At 69.1% G+C, this 13543-nt stretch carries 13 protein-coding genes; 5 read left to right on the top strand and 8 right to left on the bottom strand.

What is annotated here, in order from left to right; translation table 11 throughout:
- Nucleotides 1–213: 213 nt before the first annotated feature.
- Nucleotides 214–1089, bottom strand: a complete 876-nt coding sequence (locus tag ACWDUA_RS20970) for an aminodeoxychorismate lyase (protein ID WP_449752939.1) — start codon at nt 1087–1089, stop codon at nt 214–216.
- Nucleotides 1090–1155: 66 nt separating this feature from the next.
- Between ACWDUA_RS20970 and ygfZ the strand changes: the two genes are divergently transcribed.
- The 3 genes from ygfZ to ACWDUA_RS20985 all read left to right on the top strand — a co-directional run bounded on the left by ygfZ (nt 1156) and on the right by ACWDUA_RS20985 (nt 3369).
- Nucleotides 1156–2385: a CAF17-like 4Fe-4S cluster assembly/insertion protein YgfZ gene (gene ygfZ, locus ACWDUA_RS20975; RefSeq protein ID WP_449752940.1), complete on the top strand. Its 1230-nt coding sequence runs from the start codon at nt 1156–1158 to the stop codon at nt 2383–2385.
- Complete coding sequence (locus ACWDUA_RS20980; protein WP_449752941.1) at nt 2372–3049, top strand: MOSC domain-containing protein; 678 nt, start codon at nt 2372–2374, stop codon at nt 3047–3049. The genes ygfZ and ACWDUA_RS20980 overlap by 14 nt, the downstream gene beginning before the upstream one ends.
- Nucleotides 3050–3189: 140 nt before the next feature.
- Entirely contained in the window at nt 3190–3369 is a 180-nt protein-coding gene (locus tag ACWDUA_RS20985) for a DUF3073 domain-containing protein (RefSeq protein ID WP_449752942.1), read from the top strand.
- Nucleotides 3370–3844: 475 nt separating this feature from the next.
- On the opposite strand, the gene purM is transcribed toward ACWDUA_RS20985, so the two are convergent.
- The 4 genes from purM to ACWDUA_RS21005 form a co-directional block, all read right to left on the bottom strand.
- Nucleotides 3845–4942 (bottom strand): phosphoribosylformylglycinamidine cyclo-ligase, encoded by a 1098-nt coding sequence (gene purM, locus ACWDUA_RS20990; protein WP_449752943.1) that lies wholly within the window; start codon nt 4940–4942, stop codon nt 3845–3847.
- Between the two features lie 108 nt (nt 4943–5050).
- Nucleotides 5051–6631 (bottom strand): amidophosphoribosyltransferase, encoded by a 1581-nt coding sequence (gene purF / locus ACWDUA_RS20995; RefSeq protein WP_449752944.1) that lies wholly within the window; start codon nt 6629–6631, stop codon nt 5051–5053.
- Nucleotides 6632–6830: 199 nt separating this feature from the next.
- Nucleotides 6831–7238, bottom strand: coding sequence for a sterol carrier family protein (locus ACWDUA_RS21000; RefSeq protein WP_449752945.1), 408 nt, complete (start codon nt 7236–7238; stop codon nt 6831–6833).
- Between the two features lie 146 nt (nt 7239–7384).
- The gene (locus tag ACWDUA_RS21005) at nt 7385–7909 is read right to left on the bottom strand and encodes an OsmC family protein (RefSeq protein ID WP_449752946.1); all 525 of its coding nucleotides are present in this window, start codon (nt 7907–7909) and stop codon (nt 7385–7387) included.
- Between the two features lie 116 nt (nt 7910–8025).
- Here ACWDUA_RS21005 and ACWDUA_RS21010 point away from each other — a divergent pair, with 116 nt between their 5' ends.
- Nucleotides 8026–9534 (top strand): glutamate--cysteine ligase, encoded by a 1509-nt coding sequence (locus ACWDUA_RS21010; protein WP_449752947.1) that lies wholly within the window; start codon nt 8026–8028, stop codon nt 9532–9534.
- A 21-nt stretch (nt 9535–9555) separates the two neighbouring features.
- Here ACWDUA_RS21010 and ACWDUA_RS21015 read toward each other — a convergent pair whose 3' ends face one another.
- From ACWDUA_RS21015 to ACWDUA_RS21025, 3 genes are all read right to left on the bottom strand, one after another.
- Nucleotides 9556–9933, bottom strand: a complete 378-nt coding sequence (locus ACWDUA_RS21015) for a hypothetical protein (protein ID WP_449752948.1) — start codon at nt 9931–9933, stop codon at nt 9556–9558.
- 10 nt (nt 9934–9943) lie between these two features.
- Nucleotides 9944–11146, bottom strand: coding sequence for a PepSY-associated TM helix domain-containing protein (locus ACWDUA_RS21020; protein WP_449752949.1), 1203 nt, complete (start codon nt 11144–11146; stop codon nt 9944–9946).
- Nucleotides 11147–11407: 261 nt separating this feature from the next.
- Nucleotides 11408–12499, bottom strand: a complete 1092-nt coding sequence (locus ACWDUA_RS21025) for an NAD(P)H-dependent amine dehydrogenase family protein (protein WP_449752950.1) — start codon at nt 12497–12499, stop codon at nt 11408–11410.
- Nucleotides 12500–12560: 61 nt separating this feature from the next.
- On the opposite strand from ACWDUA_RS21025, the gene ACWDUA_RS21030 reads away from it, so the two are divergent.
- On the top strand, nt 12561–13418 hold the full coding sequence (locus ACWDUA_RS21030; protein WP_449752951.1) for a glycerophosphodiester phosphodiesterase: 858 nt from the start codon (nt 12561–12563) through the stop codon (nt 13416–13418).
- Nucleotides 13419–13543: the final 125 nt, after the last annotated feature.

Genomic DNA, 13543 nt, shown 5'->3' on the forward strand with positions numbered 1-13543 from the left:
CTGCGAGACGCGAACAGGGACGCAAGCATAGGCACTGACGCAGCGACACCGGTGCGACACCACTGACGCCCTAGTACTACGGCGCGTAGTACCTACGTCGGCGACGTTACGCCGGCCTGAATAGCCCGACAAGCGACCAAGGTCCCGCCACCGCGGATTCAGTTGTGGGCCGAGTCTCTCTTGTGGTACGAGTCACGCATTCCGGACTCGACTTTATTCTGGCTGAACGGAAATCGCGCGGTTGACCAAATCGACGAATTTCTTCGCATGCTCGGGCTCCGGCATCGCACGGCCGTTGAGCGCGGTCACCCGCGCGGCCAGGGTGACGCTGCTGATCAGCCACACCGAGTCGGCGACCAACAGGTCGGCCGGCCGCAGCACCCGGGTCTGCGTCGCCCACCCCTCCGACTCCGCGAGCGCGAACGTTGCGAGCTGCGTGGTCCCGGGCAGGATGCCCACCTCGACCGGAGGCGTGACCAGCGTCTCGCCGGTGACGGCCACCACGGTGGACCTCGGACCCTCCAGAACGGCCCCCTCGCTGCTGACGTAGATCACGTCGTCGTGGCCGAGTGAGTTCGCGTACCGCAGCGCGGCCATGTTCGTCGCATAACTCAATGTCTTGGCGCCGAGCAGCTGCCAGGGTGCGGCCTCCGCCAGGTCGAGGGAGAAGCCACGCTCCAGGGTCACCACCGACACCCCGGACTCGCGCGCGGCGACGGCGCGCGGGGCGACCTCGCCGACGGTCAGGTAGGCGGTCGGCGGGCCGGCGGGAGTGCTCTCTCGGCCGCGCGAGTACACAAGGCGCAGCAGGCCTTCGGTCCGGCTCCCGGCACGCTCGGTCCAGGTCCGGGCGGCGACGTCGACCGCCGCCTGCCAGGCCACCCGGTCCGGGGCGGGCAGATCCAGCATGATCGCGCTGCGTGCGAGCCGGTCGAGGTGCAGGTCGACGCAGCGTGCCTCGCCGTCGCGGATCAGCAGGGTCTCGAAGATGCCGTCACCCCTCACCGCCGCGAGGTCGTCGGCATGGAGGAACGGGGTGTCCGGATCGAGGACCGTGCCATCGAGGGTCACCAGGATCGACTGCGCCATACCGCCAAGGGTATGCGGGGGTGTGCGACGGTGTGGCATCGGCACCGAAGTGTCTAGACTCGAGGGGTGACCCGCTCACCCATCCTGACCAGGTATTCCGGCGAGGGAGCGGTCGGTTCGGCCGTCGCTGCCGGCGCCGCCGACACCGGCGGCGGTACAGAATCCGACAGCTCCCCGTACGAGACCCCGTGGTACGAGACCCCGTGGCACTACGGCGACCCGCTGGGCGAACAACGTGCCGCGATCACCGGGGCGATCGTCGTCGATCGCAGCGACCGCGCAGTGCTCGAGCTCACCGGCCCCGACCGGCTGAGCTGGCTGCACACCATCTGCAGCCAGCACCTCACCGACCTCGCCGACCGGCACAGCGCCGAGGCGCTCTCGCTGGACATGAACGGCAGGGTCGAGGACCACTTCGCCGTCACCGACATCGACGACGTCACCTGGATCGACACCGAGGCCGCTCGTGGCCAGGCGCTGCTGGACTTCCTCACCAAGATGGTCTTCTGGGCCACGGTGGAACCCGCCGGCCGCCCGGATCTGCGGATGGTCACCCTGATCGGCCCCGACGCCGTGCGCGGCCCGATCGCCGAGGTGCTCGGCATCCCCGCGGACGCCGAGGTCTATCAGGCCGGCGATCTGCCCGAGACCCACCACGACGACGAACCGCTCGGGTTCTGGCGGATCATGCCGCCACTGTCGGAGGGGCCGCACTCCGACACCGTGCTGCCCGTCGTCGACGTGGTGGTGCCCGAACCCGACCTGCTGACCTGGTGGGCCGAACTCGTCGCCGCCGGTGCCCGGATGGCCGGCAGCTGGGCCTTCGACGCACTGCGCGTCGCGGGGGTGCGGCCACGCCTGGGCGTCGACACCGACGAGCGCACCATCCCGCATGAGGTGAACTGGATCGGCGGACCCGCCGAGTTCGGTGCGGTGCACCTCGACAAGGGCTGCTACCGCGGGCAGGAGACGATCGCGCGGGTGCACAACCTCGGCAAGCCGCCCCGACACCTGGTCCTGCTGCACCTCGACGGCTCCACCGACCATCGGCCCGCACCGGGTGGCCCGATCACCGCGGGCGGCCGCACCGTCGGCCGGCTCGGGACCGTCGTCGACCACTTCGATCTCGGCCCGGTCGCGCTCGGTCTGGTCAAGCGTGGGATCGGCGCGGACATCGATCTGGTCGTCGGCGACGAGGACGCCGTGGCCGCACGGATCGATCCCGATTCGGTGGCCTCCGACGACCATGTGCAGGCCGGCCGCGCCGCGGTGGAACGACTCCGTGGACGAGCCTGAGGTGGTGGACGGGGCCGAGGTGACCAGGGAACTGCCGGTCGGCCGGGTTCTGGCCGTCTGCGTGGTGACCGCCGACGTCGATCTCGGCGCCGCGGGGGTGAGCGCGATCGACAAGCGCCCGCAGCCGGACCGCGTCGTCGTCGGGGAACTCGGCCTCGTCACCGACCACGTGTGTGACACCAAGCACCACGGGGGTGTCGATCAGGCGGTGTACGCCTACGACGACGCCGAGGCCCGGCGCTGGGCAGGCGAACTCGGGCGTGAGCTTGCTTACGGCTGGTTCGGTGAGAACCTCCGGATCCAGGGCATGCCCGTGACCGACGCCATCGTCGGTGAACGGTGGGCGGTCGGCTCCGACGGCCTCGTGCTCGAGACCACCATCCCCCGTATCCCGTGCCGCACGTTCGCCGCGTGGGCGGCGGAACCGCAGTGGGTCAAACGGTTCATGCAGCGTGGCGATTCCGGCGCCTACCTGCGTGTTCTGACACCGGGAACGGTCGGCGCCGGCGACGAGGTACGGGTGCTGCATCGGCCCGATCACGGTGTCCGGGTGCGCGACCTGATCTTCGGCACGGCAGCGGCGAACCTCCGCGCACTGCTCGCCGGTGACGATCTCCCACCGAAGGTGCGGCGTGAGGCAACCAGGCATCTGGCCCGCGCCTGACCGGGTCGGCGTGGCGTGGCCAGGGGAGTCAACGGAATCGGCGAGAGCGCGCTAGACTGGTCCCCACGACATACTCAACTACCTAGAGAACGGGGCCGCCACACGTCTGGCCGCCCCGTCATTGTGCGAGGGGGTCCCATATGGGCCGCGGCCGGGCTAAAGCAAAGCAGACGAAGGTTGCTCGTCAGCTCAAGTACTCCACTCCCCACACCGACTTCGAGAGCTTGCAGCGCGAGCTGTCGGGGTCGGGGGATTCGGTTGATCACCACCCGGATCCCGTGGACGAGTGGGCCGAAGAGGACGAGTGGCGCCACGCCTGACGGCGTGGAGTCGAGAGCCTCTTGACCTGGACCTGACGTCGACCACCCCGACGCAGGCACGGTAGCTTCCGAATCGCAGCGACGACGCCGGTCACCGGTTGTGAGCCCCAGTCCGGGCCACGCCGGTGGCCGGTGCCGTCGCTTGTGGTCGTCGACCGGCATCTGTTCCCGCTCCTGCTCTTCCCGCCTCCCGAGTTCGCCAACAGAAACTAGGGGAAGGCGACTCTCCCCTACTTTCGTCACCTTCCCCGTGTTGCAACCAGGGGAAAGCCACGAATCCAGGGGAAGAACACTTTCCCCTGGTTTCGGACTTTCCCCTGGTTTCGGACTTTCCCCTGGTTTCGGACTTTCCCCTGGTTTCGGACGTTCCCCGGGCTTCCCCCCAGACATACGACAGAGCCCGTCGGTACCGATCACTCGGTGTCGACGGGCTCTGGCGGTGTCTCGTGTCTGTGTTCCCGTGTCCGGCAGGTACTCAGAAGCGCGGATGCTCGCCGACGAGTGTCACGCGCGGGGCGGCATCGGCGGACCGCTTGATGGTGCCCAACACCCAGTTGTCGACGTGGCGCGCGGTCAGGATCGCCTGTGCGCGGTCGGTGTCCTCGGGGGCGACGACGGCGACCATGCCCACACCCATGTTGAAGGTGCGCTCCATCTCGGCCTGCACCACACGACCGCGCTGTGCGATCATCGCGAAGATCGGTGCGGGCGTCCAGGTGTTGCGTTCCAATTCGGCGACCAGCCCGTCCGGGATCACCCGGGCGAGGTTCTCGGCCAGTCCGCCCCCGGTGACGTGGGCAAAGGTGCGCACATCGGTCTCGGCGGCCAGGGCCAGGCAGTCGCGGGCATAGATGCGGGTGGGCTCGAGCAGCTCCTCACCGAGGGTGCGGCCGAATTCCTCCACGTGCCCACCGAGGTCCATGTGACCCCAGTCCAGCAGGACCTTGCGGGCCAGCGAGTAGCCGTTGGAGTGCAGACCCGAGGCACCCATGGCGATCACGGTGTCGCCGGCGCGGACCTTCTCCGGGGACAGCACCTGATCGGCCTCGACGACGCCGATCGCGGTCGCCGACAGATCGTAGTGGTCGTCACGCATCAGACCCGGGTGTTCGGCGGTCTCACCACCGAGCAGGGCGCAGCCCGCGGTGACACAGCCGTCGGCGATACCGGCCACGATCTCGGCGACCGTCTCGGGCACCACCTTGCCGATGGCGATGTAGTCCTGCAGGAACAGCGGTTCCGCACCGCAGACGACGAGGTCGTCGACACACATGGCCACGAGGTCCTGGCCGACGGTGTCGTGTTTGCCGACCGCCTGGGCGACGGCGAGCTTGGTACCGACACCGTCGCTGGCGGCGGCGAGCACGGGTTCACGGTAGTTGCCCTTGAGGGCGAACAGCCCGGAGAATCCGCCGAGCCCACCGAGTACCTCGGGACGCGTGGCACGCTTGGCGTGGGTCGAGATCAGCTCGACAGCGCGCTCACCGGCGTCGATGTCCACCCCTGCGGCCGCATACGACAGGCCCTCGGGCGTGGTGTTCGTGTTCTCGGTGGCCGAATCCTGTTCGCTCATCTCCGGCGAAGCACCCCTTGTTCGAATCAGGTCAGGCAGACCGCCGCCGATCGGCGATCTCGTCCCTGGCGGACCAATCCGCCGGATACACGCTACCCGAGACCGAGGTCAGGGCCGCATCACGGCACTGACGTTGTCATTCTGCGCGGTCAGTGGGTCCGCACGGTTCTGATCGGCCGCATTCGCGAGCATCTGCTCGAGGACGGCCTTGCCCATCGAGGTCTCCTTGGGGAGCTCGATCGGATAGTTGCCGTCGAAGCAGGCCGCGCAGAGCTTCGACGCCGGCTGCTCGGTTGCGCCGATCATCTCCTCGATGCTGATGTAGCCGAGCGAGTCGGCACCGATCGCCTGCCGCACGCCCTCCACCATGTGCTCCTCGGAGTCCATGCCGTTGGCGATCAGCTCGGCCGGCGACGCGAAGTCGATGCCGTAGAAGCAGGGCCAGCGCACCGGGCTCGACGCGATCCGCACATGGATCTCGGCCGCACCGGCCTCCCGCAGCATCCGGATGAGGGCCCGCTGGGTGTTGCCGCGCACGATCGAGTCGTCGACGACGACGAGCCGTTTGCCTCGGATCACCTCGCGGAGCGGATTGAGCTTCAGCCGGATACCCAGCTGGCGAATGGTCTGCGACGGCTGGATGAAGGTGCGCCCGACATAGGCGTTCTTCATCAGACCCTGCCCGTAGGGGATGCCGGATTCCTGGGCGAAGCCGACCGCGGCCGGAGTACCCGACTCCGGCACCGGGATCACCAGGTCACCGACGGCCGGATGCTCCCTGGCCAGGCGACGACCGATCTCGACGCGGGTGGAGTGCACCGACCGGCCGTGGATCACGCTGTCCGGGCGGGCGAGATAGACGTACTCGAAGACACAGCCACGCGGAGTGGCCGGGGCGAACCGGGTGCTGCGGACACCGTCGGCGTCGATCGCGAGGAGCTCACCGGGTTCGATGTCACGGACGAAGGACGCGCCGACGATGTCGAGGGCAGCGGTCTCCGACGCCACCACCCAGCCGCGGTCGAGGCGGCCCAGCGACAGCGGGCGCACGCCGTGCGGGTCGCGGGCGGCGTACAGGGTGTGCTCGTCCATGAAGGTCAGGCAGAACGCGCCGCGCAGCGTCGGCAGGAGCTCCATCGCCGCCTGCTCCAGGGTGCTGTCGGCGGCGCCGTGTGCCAGCAACGCGCCGACGATGTCGGAGTCGGACGTGGCGGCGGTGGACTTGATGCCGAGTTCGCGGGCCCGGCTGGCGAGGTCGGCCGTGTTGACCAGGTTGCCGTTGTGCCCGAGGGCGACGCCGGTACCCGCGGCCGTGGTGCGGAAGATCGGCTGGGAGTTCTCCCAGGTGGTGGAACCGGTCGTGGAGTATCGGCAGTGTCCGATCGCGACATGGCCCGACATCGACCCGAGGGTCTGCTCGTCGAAGACCTGGCTGACCAGACCGAGATCCTTGAACACCAGCACCTGCGAGCCGTCGCCGACCGCGATGCCGGCGGCTTCCTGACCGCGGTGCTGCAGCGCGTAGAGGCCGTAATAGCTCAGTTTGGCGACATCCTCACCGGGCGCCCACACACCGAACACACCGCATTCCTCGCGGGGATCGTTCTCCATCTCGCCGGCCGGTGCGGAACCGTGACAGGGCGGAGTGGTGGCCGACGGATCGTGGTCGGCTGGCAGATGATCGGTCATCGACGAGCTCCCTGGGGGCTGGGCGGGGTCGGACATACGGCGTTGCCGTGACTCCGCGGGGGCGGGCCAACGCAACGGCGGGTTGGGAGACCTCCATGGAGTTTACCGGCCGCCACCGACCGAAGGCCAACCGTTCAGCGTCGTGGCGCGGACCGGAATTCCCCGGCCAGACCCGGAGCGGTGTGCAGCGTGACGCGTCTCACCGCAGATCGAGCGGTACCAGTGGCAACCAGTGGGCCACCTCACCGGCACGGCTGCCCGACGCGCTCACCGTGCCGTCGCCGACCAGGTCGTCGAAGCCGGCGGCACCGACGACGAGCAGCAACCACGACCGCGCGTCGGTCTCGACGACGTTCGGCGGGGTGCCGCGCGTGTGCCGCGGCCCCTCGATGCACTGCACCGCGACGAAGGGCGGCACCCGTACCTCGACGGAGTTGCCGGGGGCGACGTCCTCGAGGGTGCGAGCGGTCAGTCGGACGGCCGCGGCGAGTTCGGCGCGCGGCGGGGTGGGCAGTGCGGCGTCACGCAGCCATGGCCCCACCGCGACGACGGCGGCGCGGGCGGCGGCGGGATCGATCGGTTTCCGGGCGGGCACGCCAGTGATCATGCCCCGGCATGCGGGACATGATCACCGGCCCCCTCCTCTCACACCGGGCCCCCACCCGGACACGTCCCCGATCACACCAGGCCCGATCAGACCAGGCCCGATCAGACCAGGCCCGATCAGACCAGGCCCGATCAGACCAGGCCCGGTCACACCAGGGTGATCTCCACCGGCACCCGGTTGCCGATGGTGTGTCCCACCGGCGAGCTCGCCTGGACCTTGGCGTGCAGGGCCTCGAGCTGCTCGCGGGGCGCGTCGGAGTCGATGGTCACCGTCGCCGACACCGAGTCGAAGCCGGCATGGCCCTCCCCCAGCCCGAGGAAGACCGTGAGGTCGACGTCGCCCTTCACGTCCACGCGCAGATCCTTGAGTTCGATCCCGGCGACCGTCGCATTGGCGGCGTAGCCCACCGCGAGGCAGTTGCCGAGCGCGCCCAGCAGCTGTTCCACCGGATTCGGAGCGGTGTCGGCGCCACCCAGACCGGCCGGCTCGTCGGAGGCGATCGGGTCGAACCCACGCACCCGCGCCTGCGAGGCGAACGCACGATTCCACTGGACGCGCGCCGCCCAGGTGGTCTTGGCCTTGGCGGGGTCGGCCTGGATCGACTCGACGAGCCTTCCCACGGCGGCGATGTCGACGTCGTTGAGCGTGCTGGTCAGTTGTTCTGTGGTCATGCGCCGGACACTAGGGCTGCCGTCGGCCGTTGTGACCACTCCGCCTCACCACGGGTTCAACCCTGGACACCGCGATTCAGACCAGCTCGCGGTCGGATCTGCGTCACGATTGACCCATGGGAACCGACGTCAGCAGCCAGCAGTTCACCGGCGCCGACCGGGTGCGGTTCCGGCGCCAGGTCGGCCGCGGCACCGAGGCGATCGCCCGGATGCTCGCCGACGGCCTGTTCACCGACCAGGGCCGTCCGCCGCAACCGTTGCTGGGGATGGAGGTGGAGCTCAACCTCGTCGACGACGAGATGGAACCGGCGATGGCCAACGCCGAGGTGCTCGACGCCATCGCCGACCCCGACTACCAGACCGAACTCGGCCAGTTCAACATCGAGATCAACGTGGCTCCCCGCCCGTTCACCACCGACGACACGCTGTCCCTCGAGCAGTCGTTGCGCACGTCGCTCAACCGGGCCGAGGAGCGTGCGGCCCGGGTGAACAGTCACCTGGTGATGGTGGGCATGCTGCCGACCTTGCGCACCGAACACTTCGCGCATCACTGGATCTCGGCCAACCCGCGGTACGACCTGCTCAACCAGCAGATCTTCGCCGCACGCGGGGAGGACATCGAGATCGACATCACCGGCGTCCCGCTGGGTGATCACCACGACGTCGAGCGGCTGCACACCGAGACCGACTCGATCCTGCCGGAGGCGGCGTGCACCTCGCTACAGCTACATCTGCGGGTGGCACCCGAGGACTTCGCCGCACACTGGAACGCCGCGCAGGCGATCGCCGGAATCCAGGTGGCCCTCGCCGCGAACGCCCCGTTCCTCGCCGGGATCGCACTGTGGCACGAGAGCCGGATCCCGGTCTTCGAGCAGGCCACCGACACCCGGCCGCTGGAACTCAAGAACCAGGGCGTGCGACCACGCGTCTGGTTCGGCGAGCGGTGGATCACCACGATCTTCGACCTCTTCGAGGAGAACACCCGGTATTTCCCGGCGCTGTTGCCGGTGGCCACCGATGTCGATCCGCTGGCCCGGCTCGACGCCGGCGAGATCCCGACTCTCGACGAGCTGCGCCTGCACAACGGCACCGTCTACCGCTGGAACCGCCCGGTCTATGACGTCGTCGACGGCCATGCGCACCTACGGGTGGAGAACCGGGTGTTGCCGGCCGGGCCGACCGTCGTCGACACGATGGCCAATGCGGCCTTCTATTACGGACTCGTCCGCGGCCTGGTCGAGGCCGACCGCCCACTGTGGTCGCAGATGTCGTTCGACGCCGCGGCGGAGAACCTGCACGCCGGTGCACGACGCGGGCTGGACGCCCAGTTGTACTGGCCCGCGATCGGCTGGGTCCGTCCCGACGAGCTGACGTTGCGCCGACTGCTGCCGATCGCCGATCACGGGTTGCAGTCGTTCGGGGTGTCGGACAAGGCCCGCAGCCGGTACCTGTCGGTGATCGAGGGCCGGTGCCTCACGCGACAGACCGGGGCGGCGTGGCAGCGTCATGCGGTCGCCGAGCGCGAACAGGCCGGGGAGAACCGGCACGATGCCCTGCGCGGGATGTTGCGCGACTACATCACCCTGATGCACGAGGGCGAGCCGGTGCATTCCTGGGGTCGCTGAGCCCGACCGATCAGCACCCCCTCATCGAACGGTCACCGGTATCGCCGACATCCACACCGATTGGGCGCGCCAGCACGCAAAGGCCAACAGCGCCAGCACGAGTGCCCGTACGACGGCGGCACCGCGCGGCCGGAGCCCCTTCGCGGCGGGGAGTCCGAGCATCGCCAGACCCACCGCGGTGGCGGCATATCCGGCGAAGACCCCGGGACGTGCCGGGCCGTCGTTCCCGGTCAGCCAGGTGACCAATCCCCCTGCGGTCCAGGCCGATACCGCGACGACGATCACCAGCGTCGCCCGTTCCGGCCATCGGCGTCCCCACCGCGACACCAGACCGGTCAGCGACCAGCATGCGGCACCCCCGCACATCACGGTGATGACCAGTGCGACAGATGGATTCATGCGAGGTACGTCACTCGGCAGCCACCGACACCACCCGCGCCCGGTCCCGAGCCGCACGACGCCGGCGTCGGTTCGTCCGCATCCTGATCTGCCAGGTACTCAGCCCGGTGATCATCAGTGCCAGCGGCGTCAGTCCGAAGACGAACCACAGGGCACGCCACCACCCGTTCACCGACACCCCGTAGTGCAGGGTGGGTTGCGCCCAATCGTCGATGATCGTGTTCGACACGGTGCGCGGGGCACCGGCGAATTCTTTGATCAGGGTGGGATCGTGTGCGTCGACGCCGACCTCGCGGTTGGCGTGGTAGGTGGCACTGCCCGACCACAGATCGGGCCCGCCCACGAGGAGATCCACCGAGTAGTGGTCCCCGTCGGTGGGCATGCCCACCCACGTCGCCCGCGATCCGGGGTAGCGCGCCTGCGCTGCGGCGATCGCCTCGTCCAGCGAGATCTCGGGCCCCTGGACCCCGGATGCGGAGTCCACGGAGGCGGGCATGTCGTAGGCGTCGTCGGTGGGGGCCACGCCGCCGGTGGCGCCGTACCAGATCTTCGCGACGCCGGGGATCTCGAAGTTCATCCCGGTCAGACCCCAGATGAGCAGGGGGATCGCCGCCACGATCCCGATCACGTTGTGCAGGTCGGTGTCCCGCGCGAACCGCCCCTTGCCGAGCCGGACCCGGAAACCGCTGCGCCACCGGCGCAGTCCCGGGAACCAGATGACGATCCCGGAGATCGCGAGGAACACCAGCAGCAGGCCGGTCAGACCCAGGATCACCGCACCCCAGGTCATGTCGGCGGTGAACCATCCCCAGGTGGCCGGTGGTGCGGGCTGCGCCAGCCAGGAGATGTAGCCGGGGAAGCCCTCACAGGTGAGACCGCAGTCGTGCAGGTTCACCAGGAAACCCAGGACCTCGCCGTCGATATCGCCGTGCCCGTTGACCTTTCCGGTTCCGGCGTCCACCGACCAGGTGCCCGCACCCTCGTCGGCCGAGTCGATGAAGTAGACGCCGTCCTTGTACGAGAGGTACATCGCGTCGAAGTCCGGATCGGCCTCGCGGACCGCCGCGACGGCGGCCGAGAACGACACCGGACGGTCGGACGGCGTCGACGTGAACAGCTGAGAGTGGCTTGCGCGCGCCAATTCCGGTTCGTAGACCAGGATCGCCCCGCTTGTGCAGATCACCACGAGCACGAGTCCCAGCATGATCGACATCCACCGGTGCGTGACGACGAGGGCACGCCGGACCGGCTCTCGAGAGGTGCGCCTGCTCCGCGCGGGGCGCGTCCGGGTGGGCGACACACTTCCCTGGGCAACCCGTTCGGTGATCACGGTAGGTGAGGCTAACATAACCACCGTTGCGGCCGATAGGGCCTGAAGAATTGTCCGATTGGTCGTATTCTGTTGTTACACGGCCCCTTTCAGGTGGAACGACCCGGACGCCCGAGCAACACGCATCCGACCGGCGCCGGGCGATCAGACCCTGGCAACCGATCCGGCCACCAGCCCCCGGCCGGTCACCAGCGGCAGATCCAGGGCCGTGACCAGTCCGGGCGGCGCATCCACCACCGCGGCAACCGAATTCACCAACCGCATGGCGGTGACGATCATGCCGGAGACGTTGTGGTCACCGTGCTCACCATGGTGGCCGAACTCCACCCGCATCTGCGGTTCACCGCTGATCTCGATGCGGTAGCAGCCGTCCCCCTCGGCCGGGCGCGGCCACTCCGGACATTGTTCGGGATGGGTCCGGGTGTAATGCTCGAGCACGACCCGATCCACGCCGTCGACCTGTCCGACGACCTCGAACCGCAGCGCGGCCATGGTTCCCCTGCCGATCTCCACCGACACCGTCGAGTAGTCACGGTCGGCGGCGACCCGCTCGACCCGTTCGATCAGCGGCTCGTCGAGGGTGATCCCGAGTCCCGCGGCGATCTGGCGGACCACGCTTCCCCACGCCAGCGACAGCACGCCGGGAGTGAGCAGCATCGGGACCGAGTCCATCGGTTTGCCGAAGCCGAACAGGTCGCCCATCACGACCGGCTGATAGTAGGTGGAGTAGTCGGCGATCTCCTGACACCGCACCTCGACGATGCGCTGGGACAGACTCGTCATGGCCAGCGGCAGTATGTCGTTGGCGAATCCCGGGTCGATGCCGTTGACGTGCAGGCTCGCCCCGCCCTGCTTCGCGGCGGCGGCGATGTCGTCGACCATGTCCGCCGGCAGCACCCCGTGCGGGAACTGCAGCACCACCGGACCGGAGGAGACGACGTTGATCCCGGCGCGGACGAAGGCGGTGAGGTCGGCGATCGCCTCCATCACCCGATCGTCGGTCATCGCGGTGTGCACGATCGCGTCCGGCCGCAGGGCCAGAAGGGCCTGGCGGTCGTGCGAGGCGAGCACCCCGAGATCGCGGCCGAGTCCCGCGAGGTCTCCGGCATCGCGCCCCACCTTGGCCGGGTCGGAGACCCAGACCCCCACGAGCTCGAGGTCCGGGTGGGCATCGATCCCGGCGATCGCATGCCGGCCGACGGTTCCGGTGGACCACTCCACCACGCGCAAGGTCATGCCCTCAAATTAGAACACGTTACAGTTCGCTGTGGCGGTTTCGGCGGTACTGTTCTGACCGATGACCGGACCGGCACCGGTGGCGATCGACGTCGACGGCCACCGCACACTCCTGAAATGGCACCGCGGACGACGTACCGTCACCGACGCCCCGTTCACCCCGACCCGCATCGCCGACGGCCTCCGCGCCGGCGCGAGTGTGGAGATCGACCTCCTGGTGCACGCCCCGGATCTCGGCGGACGCGGCCACGGCTTCGTGGTACTGCACGACGATCTACTCGACCACGCGACCACCGGAACCGGACCGGTCGCCGCCGCCACATCGTCGCAACTGCGCCGACTGTACCTGCGCGACAACGATTCCCGGCCGACCACCGAACCGGTCCTGCTTCTCGCCGACCTGGCCGCGCTGCTCGCCGACATCCCGCTCGGCTCCGGCGCGATGCTGCAGCTGGACTTCAAGAAGGATGCGTCGGTACTCGACGCCGACACGGTGGCGAACTTCGCGGCCGCGGTCACCCCGGTGGCCGACGCCGCGATCCTGTCGTGCGGCGACGCCGCGGCGGTGCGCATCCTCACCGATGCCGTCCCCGCGCTGCACGTCGGCTACGACCCGTGCCATCACGGGGCGATCGATCGGGTGTTGCGGTGGCGTACCTACCGCCGGTTCGTCGACGACGCGATCGCGAAGTCACCCCGCGCCGAGATGATCTACCTCGACAAACGGCTGGTGCTGACCGCCGCCGACCGTGGCGTCGACCTGATCGGCGCCTTCCACGCCCGGGGGCGGGCGGTGGACGTGTACACGATCGCCGACGTCGATGCGGGGTCGGTGGCGACCATCCGGCGGCTCGGCGCACTCGGCGCCGACCAGATCACCACCGACGACCCGCAGCGCGTCGTCGAGTTGTCGGGGTAGACCCCGGCGTCAGCCGAAGAGTGTGGGCCCCCGGCGTCAGCCGAAGAGTGTGGGCCCCCGGCGTCAGCCGAAGAGTGTGGGCCCCCGGCGTCAGCCGAAGAGTGTGGGCCCCCGGCGTCAGCCGA

It is taken from the genome of Gordonia sp. NPDC003376, assembly GCF_053589235.1.